Below are 18,099 nucleotides of genomic sequence, written 5' to 3' on the forward strand. Positions count from 1 at the left end.
ATTGCCCCGGTTGGGATAAAAAACCGGGGTTTTTTCTTAGCAAACATACACACACAACAAATAAACTTTCAAATGATTTTAATAGCTGACGGTGGTTCCACTAAATGCGATTGGATTCTTCTAAATGAATCTGGCGAGATTGTGTTTAAAACCCGTACAGAAGGATTAAACCCTGCTGTATTTGAGAAGTCTTTACTAGAAAAAAGAGTTCGTGCTAATGCAGAGTTAACGGCACATAGCACAACAATTGATGCAGTTCACTTTTATGGAGCCGGATGTGGCACCGAAAAGCCAGCGGCTATGTTAAAGAAAGTATTTGAAGACTTTTTTGTCAATGCAGATGTGCTTGTTAGAGAAGACATGGTAGCAGCAGTATATGCAGCTACAACAGAGCCTGGAATTGTTTGTATTTTGGGTACCGGATCCAATAGTTGTTATTATGACGGAGATGATATTCATATGGCAGTAGACTCTTTAGGGTATATCCTTATGGACGAAGCAAGTGGTAATTATTTTGGAAAACGGTTAATAAGAGATTACTACTATAAAAGAATGCCTCCAGAAGTTGCTGGAGAATTCGAGAAGCGTTTTGATCTATCTTCTGATTCTATAAAAGAGAATTTGTATAAAAAAGAAAATCCAAATACGTATCTAGCATCTTTTGCAGAGTTTATTTTCACCAGTGAGCGTAATGGATATTTTTATAAAATTATTACAGAAGGTATTCAAGAATTTGTAGAAACAAGAGTATTGTGTTTTCCTGAAGCTCAAAATGTTCCGGTTCACTTCATTGGGTCTATAGCACATTTTAGTGAGGATATTATTAGAGCAGCAGTATGGCCATACCATTTAACAGTAGGAAATATTGTAAGAAGACCAATTGATGGTATTATAGATTACTACAGAAATGATGTGCTGAAAAAGAAACCAAATAACGTATAGACATAGATACCAGGAAAAGAAAGGAGTGATTAATGATAATGTTCTAATATTATTAAATTTTCTCCTTTTTCCATTTTCCATAAACTGGCCACAAAAAAGTATCCGCTTTTAAAATCTTCATAATCACAACCTACGAAATAATCATCGTCATCTTTGATGATTTTTTCGCAGATATGATGTTTCATGCTGTCGTTCCAGAAACTTTCATTTTCTTCTTTTTCAATCCAATCAATAACATCTCTTTCCGAAATAATTCCTAATTGGGTATCCTTGTTTAATATAAGTTTATCAACTTCAGCCTCCTTGAGATATTTAACAAACTCATTACTAATGACTTCTTCTTTCCATATTTTTTTGGAATCCCAGTTCATTAGGTATTTTGTATTTTCCTTATGTATTTTCACGTTACTTTTTTGGGGAATATAGTGCGCAAAAATATATAATTTTACTTATTATATGGTGTAATTTAAGGTAATTCTTGTGCCTTTTCCAGGTGTAGAGCTTATAAAGATTCTACCATTTATATAATTCATACGTTCTTTCATAAAGAACAGCCCCATTCCACCTTCTGCATTATTTTTCGGCTTAGTTGGAATATTGTCAAGATCGAATCCTTGACCATTATCATCTATGGTAATGCTTAAAATTGATTCTGAGCTGTTTATGGAAATTAGAATATAATCTGATGTTGCATATTTAATGGCATTATTCACTGCTTCTTGAGTTACTCGATACAAGTTTGTTTCTACTAAAGAATCAAAACGAGGTTCAGTATCGGATTTGTTTTCAAAAACAATATTCTTACCTGTCAGTTTAGAGAGCTCCTTTGCCATTTTCTGAAGGGCAATACTAATTCCATAATCTTTTAATTCTGGAGGAGTGAGATTAAATGTGGCCGTTCTGATACCTAATATCAGATCTTTGGATAGTTTTTTGAGCCCTTCAATTTTTTGATTTGTCTTTTCAATGTTGTCAGTATTAATCGACTCAATATTAAACTTTAAGGCAGTGAGCATTTGTCCGATGCTATCGTGGATCTCTTTCGCAATTCGTTTTCTTTCCTCTTCCTGAGCTTCAACGATCATACTTGCGTTAGACTTTTGTATTTCCTCTTTTTGTTGATATTCTAAATCATTTAATCGTTCAATTTCTTGCTGTGCCTCTTTTCTTTTGGAGATATCAGAGCAAAGCACCAATCTTTCCGAATTACCAGATTCTTTAAATACATTAAGGATGGAAATGTCTAACCACATCTTTTTGCCATCGTTAGAGGTAAATTCAAATTCTTCATTAAAAACACCTCCTTTATTTTGAGAAATAAGTCGAAGTAGCCTGTTTGTTTGCAGCTCACTTAAATTCATAAGCTCAGCTAGGTTTTTTGAATCGTATCCTTGATTCATATCTAGTACTTTACCGAAACGTTCTCCCAGACTTTTTACCATACCTAGTTCATTAACTCGAGCATATAATAAAGTCTGATCTAAAGCTTTGGTGAGTGATAATAACTCTTGTACATTTTTATTTTGAATTTTTCTTAGTTTTTCGGCATTAGAAGCCATATCCGTAGCTTCTTTTTGCGAAGAAAGAAGATCAGATATGTTTTTTTTGATACTCAATGCCACAGGCCTGAATAAAAGGACAAATTCAAAAATCAGAATTAAAATAATTAAGCAAAACAGTATGTATTCTATCTTTTTAAGCCTAGATATTTTTTCTTGAGCATCTTTTTCATATCTAAACACAATGGCATCCATTTGTTTAAGAAAAAAGGGTTCATTAAAAATCACACTCTCGAGATGAGGTTGTAGAACTTCAGGATTAATGGAATCTTTTTTTGCTATTGACAGTATTTGCAGGCTATTTTCATATATGGTTTCGAAATAAGGTTGTAGAACCAAAAACATTCGTTTTATTTCTGTGCTATCATTTTTTCCTTTAGGTATAGAGTCATTGTATCTTTTAAGTCTTTCGTGGGATGTTTTCCAAAGATCTATTGTTGTTTCTAATTCTGATAGATATCGTTTTTTTGATTTGTCGTTTTTAATATATGACAGTAGTAAAATTTCTTTAGATAATTTTTGACTAAGCATTCGTTGTCTACCAGAAATATTGATAATCTTAGAATCATCAATTTGGGAACTGAGATATTGTTGAATAAAAAATTGTGCCCCAATGGTAAATACAGCAATAGCTCCTAAAGCAATAATATAAATCTTACTTAGGCGATTAAAAGTTTGATGATCTAATGACGTTAACTTGTTCAATGCAAATAAATTATGCAATAGCTTGCTTAATCAAATCTAACCCTTTTTCTGTATATGATAAATTTAGTGCTGCTTGGTGACCTTTTTCCGACATTTTTTTCCAGGTTTTTTGTAAAATATCAATCACCTTTTCATCGGTATGTTTTTCGTAGAATTCCGAGTAATAAAATTCCAGAAATACTAAGCAGATGACATCCTCTAATATTTGAGTATCCTCATCTTTTTTTAATTTTTTCTTTTGTATAAGAAAAGAGACTCTATCTATGATTTCTTTCTCATATCCTACTTCTTGAAGTATCTCTGAAGCTTTTTCTGCATGAAACTTTTTTAACTCTTCCCTCCATTTTAAGTAACCCACTCGATCCATTGGATAGTTGTTACGAGGAATTTCCCATCTGCATAAATGCTGAGCTCTAGCAGCTAACTGTAATACTTCTGGCGCTTCAGAAGTATAAGTATTAAGAATTTGGCTCATTCGTTGACCATAGATCAATTCTTTCGAAATAGATTCTCCGTTAACGATTTCTTTATTAGGATCCTTTGCATTTTCATTGTCAAAAAGAGAAAATGCTTCGGTTAATTTTGTGGTTAGCATATAAGTAATATATATTATAATACCTGCTAAAGTAAGGCTTTTAGTAATAAAATATATTATTCTTCGAAACCAATAAATACGGTATCATCTTCTATTTTTACTGGATATGTTGCAATAGCTGTTAGATTTCCATTCAGATTTTCACCAGTTTCTAGTGAAAATGTTTTTTTATGAAGAGGACACGCAACCTTAGGTACTCCATTATGGTCTCCAATCATCCCTCTACTAAGTACCATTTCATTTTTTTCAGGCGATAAGTTTTGGGTTGCATACCATTTGTTTAGTCTGATAAAGTTAAATACAGCAATTTGTAGGTCTTTATATTTAACGCATGCTCCTCCATCTTTTGGGAAAGCATTAACTGAGGCAGCTTTAAACCAAACTTTTACATCTTCCAATCTAGTGGTTTTATATTTTGTTAGAATTTCTTCCATGTTGTTTTGAATTATAAGCTATTTTATTATTTCCAAGGTTCTGGCATTTTCTGTTCTCTCATAGGCACAAAAACAATGTTGTCATCCTCTTCGTCACTATTCACAAAGTGGTTAAATCGTTTCATTATTTCAGGGTCATTGATAGCCTGAGTCCATTCACATTCAAACTTGTTGACTAAAGTTTTCATTTCATTTTCTAAATCCATAGCAATTCCTAACTTATCGTCAATAATTACTTCTTTTAAATAATCTAACCCACCTTCCAGACGTTCTTGCCAAGCTGCTGTTCTTTGTAACGGTTTTGCAGTACGCATATAGAACATTAAATAACGGTCTAAGTATTTAATCACGGTTTCGTTATCAATTTGTTCAGCAAACAATTCAGCATGCCTAGGTGTTGCTCCACCGTTTCCACCTACATATAGGTTCCATCCACCCTCTACTGCGATTAAACCAAAATCTTTTCCTCTTGCTTCGGCACATTCACGGATACATCCAGAAACTCCACCTTTAATTTTATGAGGAGCACGAATTCCTCTGTATCTATTTTCAAGCTCTATACCAAAACTTACGCTTTCATCCATACCATAACGACACCAAGTTGATCCTACGCAGGTTTTTACTGTACGTAAAGATTTGCCGTACGCATGACCACTTTCAAAACCATTGTTAATTAAATCTTTCCATATTAACGGTAATTGATTTAATGTTGCGCCAAATAAATCGATACGGACACCACCAGTTACTTTTGTGTATAAGTCATACTTTTTAGCAATTTCTCCTAATGCGATTAATTTATCAGGTGTAATTTCTCCTCCAGGAACTCTAGGTACTACAGAATAGGTTCCATTTCGCTGTATGTTTGCCAAAAAGCGATCGTTAGAATCCTGAATGGCATATTCTTTATTAGCTGTATCTGCATTAATGGTAGCCATTAAGGAGGCAATTAGCGGTTTACATAATTCGCAACCGTGACCTCCGTTTCCGTGATTGTCTAGTACTTCATCAAATTTGGTGTATCCTTTTACTTGGATGATTTTATATAAATCCTGTCTGCTTAGCTCAAAATGCTCACAAACCCCATCTTTTATTTCAATACCTAAGGATTTTAGAGTAGCATTAGTTAAATCGGTAACCATAGGTTTACAACCACCACATCCGGTACCAGCTTTTGTGCAACCAATTACTCCGGCAACATCTGTAGCTTCTCCGTTTTCAATAGCACCACAAATTTGTCCTTTAGTAACACTTTCACAAGAACAGATTTGAGCGTCATCGGGTAGATCCATAACATTCCCAAGAAGCCCACCTCCATCACCACCGCGACTACCTAATATAAGATCTTCTGGTTCTTCCGGAAGTTTTATTCCGTTAATGTAAATTTGGAATAAGGAGTTATAATCTGATGAATCACCAATTAAAATCCCACCTAAAAGTTTTTTACCGTCTTTGGAAACATTTATTTTTTTATAAATGCCTTTACGTTTATTTTCATAGGTAATTTCATCTATTACTTCTTTTGCTTCATTAAGTGCATCGCCAAAGCTTGCTACTTCGGTGCCAATTAGTTTTAATTGAGTTGACATATCAATGGATTCCGGCATTTCAGCATTACCACCGGTAATTTGTTGTACAGCGACTTCTGCCATATCATATCCCGGAGCGACTAAACCATATATCATTTTGTTTAGCAATGCACATTCTCCTATAGCATAAATGTTTTCGTCAGAAGTTTGCATTTTTTGATTTACAATAATACCACCGCGAGTTCCAACTTCTAACCCACATTCTTTTGCTACTTCATCGCGAGGACGAATACCCGCAGATACTACGAGCATATCTACTTTTAATTCTGTATCGTCAACATATTGTAAACCTTCTATGGATTTTTCTCCTTGAAGAAATTGTGTTTGTTTCGAAAGATGAACTTTTAAACCTAAGTCCTCTATTTTGGCTTGTAACATATCACTCGCACCCTTATCCAGTTGTCTGGGCATAAGCCTTGGAGCGAATTCGACAACATGAGCGTTTAATCCTAAATTTTTAACTGCATTTGCAGCTTCTAACCCTAATAATCCTCCTCCAAGAACTGCTGCTTCAGTTTTTCCTTGTGCTTTTAGTTTTTTAGCGTAAGCTTCTGTCGCTTCAAGATCTTCAATAGTTCTATAAACGAAAACTCCCTCTTTGTCAACACCCTGAATAGGAGGTACGAATGCAGAAGATCCTGTAGCTAATACTAAGTAATCATAAGTGTATGTGTCTCCACGATGATTAGCTACAGTTTTGTTTTCTCTATTGATCTCCGTAATCATTTCTGATGTATGAAGGTCAATGTTATTGTCTTTATACCAGTTAGCCGATGACATGCTCAAATCTTCTGCAGTTTTACCATCATAAAATTCACTTAGATGTACTCTGTCATATGCACGTCTTGGTTCTTCACCAAAAACTATAAGTTTATAATCGGTAAATTTTTCTGAGACCACAAACTTCTCACAAAACTTATAACCTACCATTCCATTGCCTATTATTACTACCTTCTTCATGAGCTACGTATTTATATGTTCAAAATTAAGTATTAATACGTATTTATTTAATAAGAATTACGTAATTATGACTGCTAGAAATTGAGAATTTTAAAATAATTCATAAAAAAACCTGCGAAATTAGTTTCGCAGATTTTTTATGAATTTATTATTGGAGACTTATTGTATTGGTTTAGGGCTCCATTTAAGGAAATTAGGTTTAATAACTAACTGAACCCATCCCCAGTTTTGTAATCCACTTGCATTAGGCTGATTTTTTAGAAACTCCATTCCATCTGCAGCAAACATTTGAGAATATCCAACTTTTACTGATGCATAAGGGAGTAATTTTTGTGTAAATACGATATCCATTTCAGTTCCAAGGTATTTGTCAGCTTCTGATCCATCAGTATCATTAATAAGAGTAGCTGCGGATGAGAAGTAATGTCCTTTTACAAGAAGGCTAGAGGATTTTCCAAGCTTAAAATTTGCTTTGGCATATATATCAGTTAAACCAACAGAGTTTGCGTGGTTTCCAACATAAAAGTAATCCATATATCCGTTAAACTTATGATTAGTACCATAAAGAGGAAAGAAAGAATAGTTTTTTCCATCCGTTTCGTCTTGATCTGTACCGCTTTGGATTTCAAAACCTCCTCCAATACCAACAGAACCAACTTTTCCATTGGCTTCTAGTCCAACTAAATATGCGGAAAGATCAGTGGATGGACTTGCAGGATCACTAGTGTCAGGACCTTCTCCTGCTTGTAGATAAGCATTTAAAGCAAGACCTACTCCTCCAAATTTAAACTTAGAGTGTGTACCAAATGTATGTGTATGATAGAATCCATCTGTAGCGGCTCCATTTACCACATTTTGAAAAGTATTATTTAATGCTAAAAAGCTAAGCGTTGCTTTTTCTGAAGCTTTCCAGGTTAGGTGTGCATACTCCATAGCTTTATAACTAAAAAAACCAGTAACATTATATATAGTTCCTGTTTGATTACCAGGAAGTGCATCTAGATCATTTTGACTAAATGCAAAACCAAGATCCAATTTAATCTTTTCGTTTCCATATCTTATTAAAGCTAAATCATGAAAACGACCTTGTAATGCCCAGTCTAAACCACCTAAGATTCTCTGATCATCATATGATATCATTTGTCGACCTACTTTAGTAGACCAACCTTTTCCAAAAGCCAAAGACGCCCAGGCTTCTGCAATTTGCAAATTATTATTAGCATCATTATCCAGAATCTGTCTGGTATCTCCCCATACTCTAACATCCTGAACACTAAAATGAGCTTTGAATTTTTCGGAAGTATATCCGAATTTTAGTCTGGCTCTCTGCTGTACAAAAGCTGCAGGATCAGCTCCTTGAGGAACTAAACTATTGAATCCGTGACGATATTCAAATCGATCTCTAAAATCTAAATCAACACTTAATTCCTGAGCTTTCCCCTTAAATACTAACACTAATAATAGTAGTATAGCATAATGTAACTTGTTTTTCATCTCTTAAGTTTTTCGTTTGTTGCATAAGTGCGTTATGCACACTATTGCTATGTTCTTTTCAATTAATCCTATTAGCTGATGCATTAACTGAATAACAAATCTAAGTATTAATACTTATTTTTTGTATTTTTATTTAATAAAAATACTTAGTTATGATTTTAGGATCATTAATTTTGCAAAGCTATTTTTGAATTATTCCTATATTTGATGACTTTGGTGTTAAGATCAGTTTAATTATTTGTTAAGAAATATGGTAAGTATTGTATTGGTAGATGATCATTTTTTGGTAAGAGATGGTATCCGCTCGCTTTTGGAAGATGAAAATCAATATGAGGTGATTGGTGAAGCATCTGATGGGCGCGAAGCTATAGCTTTAGTTCAGTCTCTGCAACCAGATATTGTTATCTGTGATATAAGAATGCCCGAAATGTCAGGTATAGAGACAGTAGAGCAACTTACTGCTTTATCGGTGTCAGCTAAAACCATTATGTTATCGATGCACGATTCTGATGAATATATTCTACAATCTATAAATGCTGGAGCTGACGGATATTTGTTGAAGGATGCCAGTAAAGAAGAGTTTCTTAAAGCGTTATCAACAGTAAGTAAAGGAAATAAGTATTTTAGTGGAGATGTGTCTTCAATATTGGTTAAAAATTTACTTAAAGGTGAAGAGAATGAGACTAAAGTGAAGGAAGTAGTTCAATTAACCAAAGAGAGTGTGAGCTTAAATAATAATCCGTTTGATCTTACAAAAAGAGAAAATCAAATACTAAAGTTGGCTGTTTCGGGTATGACTAATAAGGATATCGCAGCAGAACTGGATATAAGCAAAAGGACTACAGAAGTGCATCGCTTTAATTTGATGAAAAAAATGGGAGTTAAAAATGTGCTGGAACTTAGTAATAAGGCCAGAAAATATAATATGATTTCCTGACCTTATTTTTTTACCTAATCATTAGAAATACTTTCGTAAAGGCCAGTAATTTTATTAAATGATTTGGTTAACTGATTAGTGGTTGAAAATATTTCTTGTAATTGAAATTCTCCATTGAATAAGCCTTTCGGATTTGTTTGGAATTTCTCCCATAACCCCATAATGGACCCTAGTTCTTCTTCGATTTCAGTACTGTTATAACTACTAATTAATAAGTTTCCGATTACAGTGTCGAACTCTGTGTATACACTAGTTAAAACTTTTCTGTATTCATCACTTTCTTCTGTGAACATTGTAGAGGCTGTGTAATATAAACATAGTCTTTGAGAAAGCATTCGTTGTTTTCCTGATACATTTATTGTGTTTACCAATTCTTTATTTTTGTTTTGGAAAAATTGGTTGTTATAACTGAAGTTGTTTTCAATACTGACAACGACATCATTACATGCTTTTAGCAACGATGTATTCATTTTCATTATTCTTAGACAATTTTGAGGGTTTGGTGTACTTGTAATAACTTCTTTGAAAACACTCCATAATTGCTCTACCTTTTTTATGGATAACTTAACTGATGAGCTGGATGCATTTTTCGTTAATATTTGTAACTGCTTTTCAAAAATAAATTTACTAGAATTTAACTCTTTCTTTATAGCAGCATCACTTATTCCTTTCGCAAGTAATAAATAGGCTTTAGACATTTTCTGAGATAACATTCGTTGTTTTCCAGATATATTTATTGCTTTTCCATAAGTAATGGCGCCGAAATTGTTTGACTGAGAAGATATAATATTACACGTAAAAAGGATTACAGAAATAATTAGTAAAGTGTTTGTTTTCTTCTTTTTCATAAGTAAGTTTTTAAATTATTTATAGGGATTGTATGTATTAAATTGGGATTAATACTAATTCATTATGAGGGAAAATATCTACGCTTAATAGGGGTCTTTTCTTCAAAATACTTACTTTTTTTTGACAAAACCAAATATTTGATACTTAGTTTTAGAACGAGGTTTTTTGACTTTTAATCGATTTATGGTAAAGCCATAATCATAGTGTGTTTAAAAAGTTATTGGTCTGTTTAATAATTGTTTAAGATGAAAATCGGGATCTAAGAGAGTTTTATTATTAATCTTGTAATTATCAGGTTTTAAAATTAACAAATACGTAATTAAAGTTTTAAATACTTATTTTTTTGATTAAAATTTATTTTTAATAAGTGTTTATACTTAGTTTTGACATGTTATTTATGAATTAACTAAAATTTTAACATCAAAACAATTTGTACTATGGATGTCTTAGGAAGATCTACAACATTAAATCTTTTAAACTTAAAGAGTCTGCCAATTCGAACTTTCTGGATAACTTCAATAGCTTTTTTCTTATGCTTTTTTGCTTGGTTTGGTATTGTTCCTTTTATGCCTGATGTGATTAGGGATTTAGGTTTGACACCAGATCAAAAATGGAACTCTATAATTGTAGCTGTTACAGGAACAGTTTTCGCTAGACTTTTAATAGGTAAATTATGTGATAAATATGGACCTCGTATATGCTATACTTGGTTATTGATGTTTGGTGCTATCCCTGTAATCTTGTTAGGCTTGGTTCAGACTCCGTTACAGTTTATTCTGTGTAGACTTTTTATTGGGTTTATAGGTGCGTCATTTGTAATAACACAATTTCACACATCTATTATGTTTGCTTCGAATATAGTGGGTACAGCTAATGCAACTTCTGCCGGATGGGGTAATCTTGGTGGTGGAGCAAATAGGTTAGGTATGCCTCTTATAGCAGCTGCAGTGGTGAGTTTTGGTATGGCAGAGACGGAAGCCTGGAGATATTGTATGGTGGTTGCTGGTATCGTTTGTTTTTTAATGGGGATTGTGTATTACTTTTTTACACAGGACACTCCAAACGGAAATTATAAAGAATTAAAAGCTAAAGGAGCTTTGCCTCAATCAAAAAAAGATGAAATTAGTTTTTTGTCCGCTATTAAGGATTATAGAGTTTGGATTCTTTTTGTAGTGTATGCTGCTTGTTTTGGTATGGAGTTAACTGTTTATGGTACTATGGATGATTATCTTCAGAATACGTTTGGTTTGGAGAGGGCTACAGCGGGTAATTTAGTTCTTTCCTTTGCTTTAATGAATATTTTCGCAAGAACACTAGGTGGTTTTTTTGGAGATAAATTCGGAAAACTAAAGGGATTGCGAGGTCGTGTGTTGTTTTTAGCAGTCATTCTTGCAGTAGAAGGGCTTATGCTCTCTTTATTTTCAGGAATGAGTGGATTAGCGTTTGGAATTGTCTTTTTGGTAGGTTTTAGTTTAACTGTTCAGATGGCCGAGGGAGCTACGTTTTCTGTTGTTCCTTTTATTAATAAAAAGGCAATAGGGTCTATTTCTGGAATTGTAGGAGCTGGAGGAAATGTAGGGGCTTTTGTGGCTGCAATGGTATTGAAGTCTAAATCCGCAGTAGCTGAGAAAATGGCTATTTCAAAGAATCAGAATCTAGGACAAGAAGCGATGGATGCGGCTCAGGCTATTGCTTCTTCAGAAGCGGTGTCTGAAGGATATTTTTTAATAGGAGGTTTTGTAGTTCTAACGGCAATTGTTTCATTAACAATAAAATTTTCTACGGAAGATGAAAAAGCTATAGAGCATGAGATAAAAGGTGTTGCTGTGACAAGCTAAGGTTTTATACAGTTTATATTAAAACAAAAAGGCTTTTATATAGATGAGAAAACAATCTATATAAAAGCCTTTTTGTTTTGTTAAGGGTAAATTAAATTCATATCGGTTGAATAAATGTGGAATCAGAATTCATTTAGTACGTAGTTTATAGGTAATTGTAAAAAAACATTTTAGTTATTTATAGTAAAGTCTATTGAATAATATTGGTCGTTTTTTGATTCTTTTCTTGATTATTTATGTTTTTAGAGTGCTGATTTTTAAGAGCTTTGTTGTTTTTTTTTCTTGGGTATTGTCATTCTCTTAAAAATAAGTGGTTAATTTTTTCTACAAAATAATATTTGCCTACTATTTTTTATAAATCAAAAATACTTAGTTAAATACGTATTTGTATATGTATAATTAAGTATAAATACTTAATTTTGTTTTATTCTATTAGCTGAATAATAAAAAAAGTAAATTATGATAAAACTTAATTTTAAAATTATAGCAGTACTCACGGTTTTTACATTGATGTCCTGTGCAGGAGAAAAGAAAAAAGAAATTGCATCAAGTGATGCAAGTCTAGAAGAAGAGACATCAAAGTTAACTATAGAGAAACCACAATTAACTTTTGGTTTTATAAAGTTGACAGATATGGCTCCTTTGGCAATAGCTAAAGAAAAAGGCTTTTTTGAAGAAGAAGGGTTGTTTGTTTCTGTAGAGGCTCAATCAAATTGGAAAAATGTATTGGATCGTGTTATCGATGGACAGTTGGATGGTTCTCATATGTTAGCAGGTCAGCCTATTGCAGCTGGGGCAGGTTTTGGTAGACAAGCAGAATTAGTAACTCCTTTTTCCATGGATTTAAACGGTAATGGTATAACGGTATCTAATGATGTTTGGTCTAAAATGAAGTCTAATGTTCCAAAAGGTGAAGATGGAAAACCAATTCATCCTATTTCCGCCGACGCATTGAAGCCGGTAATAGAATCTTATAAAAATGATGGAAAGGCTTTTAAAATGGGGATGGTATTTCCGGTATCTACGCATAACTATGAAATAAGATATTGGTTAGCTGCAGCAGGTATCAATCCTGGTATGTATTCTAAAGATAATATTCAAGGGCAAATTGATGCAGATGTATTACTTTCTGTAACTCCACCACCACAAATGCCTGCAACTCTAGAGGCTGGTACAATATATGGATACTGCGTGGGAGAGCCCTGGAATCAACAAGCGGTTTTTAAAGGAATTGGTGTTCCTGTGGTTACTAATTATGATATCTGGAAAAACAATCCGGAGAAAGTGTTTGTAATGACTAAGAAGTTTGTGGAGCAATATCCTAATACTGCAACTGCTGTAACTAAAGCATTGATTAGAGCAGGTAAATGGTTAGATACTCCTGGTAATCGTCCAGAGGCAGTGAAAATATTATCAATGCCAGAATATGTTGGAGCAGATGAAGTGGTATTAGCAAATTCTATGACAGGTACTTTTGAGTTCGAAAAAGGAGATAAAAGAGAAATGCCGGACTTTAATGTATTCTATAGACACGATGCTACATATCCTTTCTATTCTGATGGTATATGGTTTCTGACTCAAATGAGACGATGGGGACAAATTCCTGATAGTAAGCCTGCAGCTTGGTATGATAAAACGATTAAAGATATCTATCGTCCTGATATTTGGAAAAAAGCGGCTAAACTCTTAGTTGATGAAGGTCATCTTGAGGCTTCAGAGTTACCTAAAACAGATGGTTATAAACCAGCAACTACTGATTTTATTGATGGAAATAAATATGATGCTAAAGATCCAATAGGGTACATCAATAGTTTTGGTATTGGAAATAAAGAAAATACGGAAGGTGTTTCAAGTATTGAGAAATAAAAAGAGAGTATTCTCTTTTTGTTTCTCCTTCTAGCGAAAAACAAGCAAAGTAATCTAATATCTCTAGTGCAGAAAATGATGTGTTTTAAATGACTGGAGAGAATAAGTTTTAAAAGAAATAAAATGAAAGATAGGTCTATACATATTCTCAATTTTGTAGGATTAGGTTTTTTTGAACCAGCCATAAGGTTGGCTACTGGTGAGGAAATAAAGAAGAATTTAATTGCTTTATTTAAAAAAGTATTACTGCCATTATTGTCAGTAGGATTGTTTTTGGTGTTATGGCATTCTGGTGCTACATATCTATATAATTTAGAAAAAGATGCTCGAATCGAAAAGGCCTTAACGGATCAAGGAGAAGCTGCAGCGTTAGAGATGCGTACGTGTATTGAATCAGGTGATATAAGTTGTCAGCCTAATACATTACCATCACCGGCCCAAGTTTGGACTGCTTATGAGTCACTTTTGGCAGATCATGTGATTATATCCGATAAAAAGACAGCTTTCGCGGAGAAAGTAGCTACAACAAACGCACAAAGAGAAGCACAAGGATTAGCGCAAATTACATATACCGGAAGGCCATCATTTGTAGATCAAATATTTACAAGTCTTAAAACAGTGTTTGCAGGATTTTTGTTAGCCTTATTCATTGCGGTTCCTATTGGAATTATGTTAGGATTAAGTAAGACACTCAGATCATCTGTAAACTGGTTGATTCAGATATTTAAGCCGGTTTCTCCAGTTGTTTGGTTGTTATTGGTGTTTATGATTGTGAAAACATTGACTCGTGGTTCTGACTCTGATAGTTCCTTTATTATCTCATTTATAAGTGTTGGATTATGTTCTATGTGGGCAACACTGGTGAACACAAGTATGGGAGTGTCTTCAGTTGATAAAGATTATATAAATGTAGCTAAGGTGCTTCAGTTGAGTGTTGCGCAAAAAGTGTTTAAGATTATTTTACCATCTTCATTTCCTTTAATATTTACAGGTTTGAGAATTACTTTATCAGTAGCTTGGATGGTATTAATTGCTATAGAGTTGTTAGCACAAAGTCCGGGATTAGGTTCTTTTGTTTGGGAGGAATTTCAGAATGGAGCAAATGACTCAAACTCTAAAATTATCGTAGCGATGTTTGTAATCGGTATTATAGGGTTTTTATTAGATCGCATCATGTTAACGATACAAAAGTTTGTCACTTTTACAGAAGAAACAGCTTAAAACATAGATTATGGCATATATAGAATTAAGAAATGTATCCAAATCTTTTGGAACCGGAAAAGATCGTACACAAGTATTGTCTAATATTAATTTGGAAATTGAAGAAGGAGAATTTGTTGCCATTGTTGGTTTTACTGGTAGTGGAAAAACTACGTTAATAAATCTTATATCTGGTTTGTTAATGCCTGATGAAGGTCAGGTTTTATTTAAAGGAGAGCCGGTTACAGGGCCTAGTCACGAGAGAGGAGTGATTTTTCAGAATTACTCACTATTACCTTGGTTGAATGTTCGTAATAATGTAGGTATGGCAGTGAAGGAGGCATTTAAGAAAATGTCCAAAAAAAATAGAAGTAAACGTGTAGAGGATTATGTCGAGATGGTAAATCTTTCGCCTGCTATTGGTAAATTACCTAAAGAACTTTCAGGAGGTATGCGACAACGCGTATCTGTTACTAGAGCTTTATCAATGAGTCCTGATGTGATTTTGATGGATGAGCCGCTGAGTGCATTAGATGCTTTAACTAGAGGGAACTTACAAGAGGAAATTCTTAATATCTGGAACAAGGATAAGAAGACGGCCTTATTGATTACTAATGATGTTGATGAAGGGATTTTAATGGCAGATCGGATCATTCCATTGAAGCCTGGTCCGAAAGCTACACTTGGACCTGAGTATAAAATCAATCTGGAGCGGCCCAGAGATAAAGCAGCGCTTAATCATAATGAAGACTATAAGCAACTCCGTAATGGTATTATGGAATATCTTATTCAAATAGGAGAGCAAAGAGCTTCTAAAAAACAAAGCAATTACGTGTTGCCTGATATCAAACCCAGAGTTAAAGTTACACCTTTTGGGAGAATGAGTTTTAGCTAAAACATAGTAAAATGGAAACATTGAAAGAATTAAAAGAGGTAAGAAGAATACATAATGGATTGTTTGAGGATAAGTATATGTTAGATATTTCTCAGTTGACTAAAATCTATCCAACACCTAAAGGAGATTATGTAGTTTTAGACGATCTTGATTTAAAAGTAAAACATGAAGAGTTTATCTCTATTATTGGTCACTCAGGTTGTGGTAAATCTACATTGCTCACTATGATTGCTGGACTTAATCCTATTTCTAGAGGAACAATTGTAGCGGATAATCAAACAATTAGAGGTCCTGGGCCTGATCGAGGAGTTATATTCCAGTCTCCTAGTTTGTTGCCCTGGATGACCGCATATGATAATGTGATGTTGGGTGTTAAACAGGTATTTGGACACGGAACGAAAAAAGATAGAGATGATATTGTGAAATATTATCTATCAAAAGTAGGTTTGGAAGATGCCATGTATAAGAAGGCAAAGGAATTGTCTCAAGGGATGCAACAACGTGTTGGAATTGCTAGAGCATTTGCACTGAAGCCAAAGGTATTGTTATTAGATGAGCCATTCGGAATGTTAGATTCTCTTACGAGAGGAGAATTGCAAGATGTGTTGATAGAGGTTTGGAATCAAGAAAAAATTACTGCTATCATGATTACTCACGACGTTGACGAGTCTATTTTTCTAGCAGATAGGGTGATTATGATGACAAGTGGGCCAAGAGCAAAAGTTGGAGATATACTGGAAATCGATTTTGAACGACCTCGTTTAAGAAAAGATGTTTTGGAGCATCCCGACTATTATAAATACAGGGAACATTTGATAAATTTTCTTGAGCATTAGAATTTTGTAAAGGAAATATTCAATTCTTAGTATACACCTTATATTGTTGTTTAGGTATAAATGACAGTATAAGGTGTTTCTGTTTATCGGTTTTTGTTAATACTGCTTAAACACGGTTTATGCATTAAAAAATCTATTATATCTGGGAACTACTTCAAATACAATCGCCTTTGCTTAGTTTTTTAATGTAACCATAGCGATGCTATGCTAAAATTAAGAAAACTGTTGTATTTATTGTATCTCCCAGCTTCATTACGAGGTTCTAATGCATAAATAGGGTTAAATAAGACTGTTTTATAACTATTAAACTTACTAAATATTAAAATTTCGCTAATTCAAATTGCAAAAAAAATAATTTAACTAAACGTTTTTTTGTTAAAATGTAATAATTTAGTATGAACCTCTAATTTTTTAGGGGTCATTTGCTTTTTTATGTGTTTTATGTATAGATTTGTATCGTTTTTATAGGGTTACTTTATGATAAATTACATTTTTTGATGAAATAACCCTATAAAAATTAGGGATAGTTGTTTAGAGAAAGAATTTTTTAAAAAAAGGAGTATGAATATAGAAGAGTTGATAATGGTATCAATTACAGAATTTTTAGATGTTGAGGTACACCGGGATACCGGAAATCTTGATTTCTCTTCCAAAATAGAAATCGTAAAAAAGCGTATTACCAATAAAGTCAAAAATAGCCCTGATGCTTATGGTATGGTTAACGGTGTAGAAGGATATGAGTATGAAATGTTTTTTAGTAGTAATCCTAATGACATGATTAAAATTGATGGATGGATACCTATTGATACTAGTAGGATTGAAAAAGCTGATAAAATAGACGAATATATAGAAATTGGATTGCTTAGGAGGATAGGAAGCTCTTTAAGCTAACAAACATTAGTTATTGGTTTTGTTAAGAGTATGTTTTGCTAAGTCAATTTCATAATTAGATAAGTATTAACCCAAAAATAACACGAACAATGAAAGTAAATGAATTAATTACCGAAGCTATTACAGAGTTTTTAGAAGTAGAAGTAAGCAGAGATACAGGTAATCTGAATTTTGCATCTAAAATAGAAATCGTAAAAAAACGTATTACTAATAAAGTCAAAAATAGTCCAGAGTCATATGGAGTAAATAATAATTCGGATGCGTATGAGTATGAAATGTTTTTTAGTAGCAATCCTAATGACATGATTAAAATTGATGGATGGATACCAATTGATACTGGGAAAATTAAAAAAGCTGATAAAATAAAAGAGTATATAGAAATCGGTTTATTGAGAAAAATTGAAAAAGCAGCCTAGACTGTAACGTTATAGTTCATAAATTTTTCCAAAAAGGAACAAGTTATAAGCTCTGTTTGTTGAATATTGGTATATTTAGTCTAATATTTGAACAAG

At 33.3% G+C, this 18,099-nt stretch carries 16 protein-coding genes; 9 read left to right on the top strand and 7 right to left on the bottom strand.

Features of this window, described 5'->3' with window-relative positions:
• Window positions 1–72: 72 nt before the first annotated feature.
• A complete protein-coding gene (locus D1818_RS23000; protein ID WP_118462268.1) occupies window positions 73–942 on the top strand; it encodes a BadF/BadG/BcrA/BcrD ATPase family protein in 870 nt (289 codons plus the stop codon).
• Window positions 943–971: 29 nt separating this feature from the next.
• Here the strand turns inward: D1818_RS23000 and D1818_RS23005 are convergent, their stop codons facing one another.
• The 6 genes from D1818_RS23005 to D1818_RS23030 all read right to left on the bottom strand — a co-directional run bounded on the left by D1818_RS23005 (window position 972) and on the right by D1818_RS23030 (window position 8,275).
• Window positions 972–1,346, bottom strand: a complete 375-nt coding sequence (locus tag D1818_RS23005; RefSeq protein WP_118462270.1) for a hypothetical protein — start codon at window positions 1,344–1,346, stop codon at window positions 972–974.
• Window positions 1,347–1,394: 48 nt separating this feature from the next.
• The gene (locus D1818_RS23010; RefSeq protein ID WP_158596936.1) at window positions 1,395–3,206 is read right to left on the bottom strand and encodes an ATP-binding protein; all 1,812 of its coding nucleotides are present in this window, start codon (window positions 3,204–3,206) and stop codon (window positions 1,395–1,397) included.
• Between the two features lie 10 nt (window positions 3,207–3,216).
• Window positions 3,217–3,801, bottom strand: coding sequence for a DUF4202 domain-containing protein (locus tag D1818_RS23015; RefSeq protein WP_118462274.1), 585 nt, complete (start codon window positions 3,799–3,801; stop codon window positions 3,217–3,219).
• A gap of 56 nt (window positions 3,802–3,857) precedes the next feature.
• A complete protein-coding gene (gene nirD, locus D1818_RS23020) occupies window positions 3,858–4,235 on the bottom strand; it encodes a nitrite reductase small subunit NirD (RefSeq protein ID WP_118462277.1) in 378 nt (125 codons plus the stop codon).
• A gap of 26 nt (window positions 4,236–4,261) precedes the next feature.
• Entirely contained in the window at window positions 4,262–6,781 is a 2,520-nt protein-coding gene (nirB, locus tag D1818_RS23025; RefSeq protein ID WP_118462280.1) for a nitrite reductase large subunit NirB, read from the bottom strand.
• A gap of 159 nt (window positions 6,782–6,940) precedes the next feature.
• Entirely contained in the window at window positions 6,941–8,275 is a 1,335-nt protein-coding gene (locus tag D1818_RS23030) for an alginate export family protein (protein ID WP_118462282.1), read from the bottom strand.
• 250 nt (window positions 8,276–8,525) lie between these two features.
• Here D1818_RS23030 and D1818_RS23035 point away from each other — a divergent pair, with 250 nt between their 5' ends.
• Window positions 8,526–9,212, top strand: a complete 687-nt coding sequence (locus tag D1818_RS23035) for a response regulator transcription factor (protein ID WP_118462284.1) — start codon at window positions 8,526–8,528, stop codon at window positions 9,210–9,212.
• A gap of 14 nt (window positions 9,213–9,226) precedes the next feature.
• On the opposite strand, the gene D1818_RS23040 is transcribed toward D1818_RS23035, so the two are convergent.
• A complete protein-coding gene (locus tag D1818_RS23040) occupies window positions 9,227–10,060 on the bottom strand; it encodes a type IV pili methyl-accepting chemotaxis transducer N-terminal domain-containing protein (protein WP_118462286.1) in 834 nt (277 codons plus the stop codon).
• A gap of 438 nt (window positions 10,061–10,498) precedes the next feature.
• On the opposite strand from D1818_RS23040, the gene D1818_RS23045 reads away from it, so the two are divergent.
• The 7 genes from D1818_RS23045 (at window position 10,499) to D1818_RS23075 (ending at window position 18,003) form a co-directional block, all read left to right on the top strand.
• Window positions 10,499–11,899 carry an MFS transporter gene (locus D1818_RS23045; RefSeq protein WP_118462288.1) on the top strand — a complete coding sequence of 467 codons (1,401 nt, stop codon included), beginning with the start codon at window positions 10,499–10,501 and terminating at the stop codon, window positions 11,897–11,899.
• Window positions 11,900–12,358: 459 nt separating this feature from the next.
• On the top strand, window positions 12,359–13,765 hold the full coding sequence (locus D1818_RS23050) for a CmpA/NrtA family ABC transporter substrate-binding protein (RefSeq protein WP_118462290.1): 1,407 nt from the start codon (window positions 12,359–12,361) through the stop codon (window positions 13,763–13,765).
• Between the two features lie 123 nt (window positions 13,766–13,888).
• The gene (locus tag D1818_RS23055; RefSeq protein ID WP_118462292.1) at window positions 13,889–14,986 is read left to right on the top strand and encodes an ABC transporter permease; all 1,098 of its coding nucleotides are present in this window, start codon (window positions 13,889–13,891) and stop codon (window positions 14,984–14,986) included.
• A gap of 10 nt (window positions 14,987–14,996) precedes the next feature.
• Window positions 14,997–15,860 (top strand): ABC transporter ATP-binding protein, encoded by an 864-nt coding sequence (locus D1818_RS23060; protein WP_199726294.1) that lies wholly within the window; start codon window positions 14,997–14,999, stop codon window positions 15,858–15,860.
• An 11-nt stretch (window positions 15,861–15,871) separates the two neighbouring features.
• Complete coding sequence (locus D1818_RS23065) at window positions 15,872–16,696, top strand: ABC transporter ATP-binding protein (protein ID WP_118462296.1); 825 nt, start codon at window positions 15,872–15,874, stop codon at window positions 16,694–16,696.
• 561 nt (window positions 16,697–17,257) lie between these two features.
• Window positions 17,258–17,587 (top strand): hypothetical protein, encoded by a 330-nt coding sequence (locus tag D1818_RS23070; RefSeq protein WP_118462298.1) that lies wholly within the window; start codon window positions 17,258–17,260, stop codon window positions 17,585–17,587.
• A gap of 89 nt (window positions 17,588–17,676) precedes the next feature.
• The gene (locus D1818_RS23075; protein WP_118462301.1) at window positions 17,677–18,003 is read left to right on the top strand and encodes a hypothetical protein; all 327 of its coding nucleotides are present in this window, start codon (window positions 17,677–17,679) and stop codon (window positions 18,001–18,003) included.
• Window positions 18,004–18,099 lie beyond the last annotated feature (96 nt).

Origin of the sequence: Aquimarina sp. BL5 (assembly GCF_003443675.1) — a bacterium.
In the GTDB taxonomy this organism is placed as follows: domain Bacteria; phylum Bacteroidota; class Bacteroidia; order Flavobacteriales; family Flavobacteriaceae; genus Aquimarina.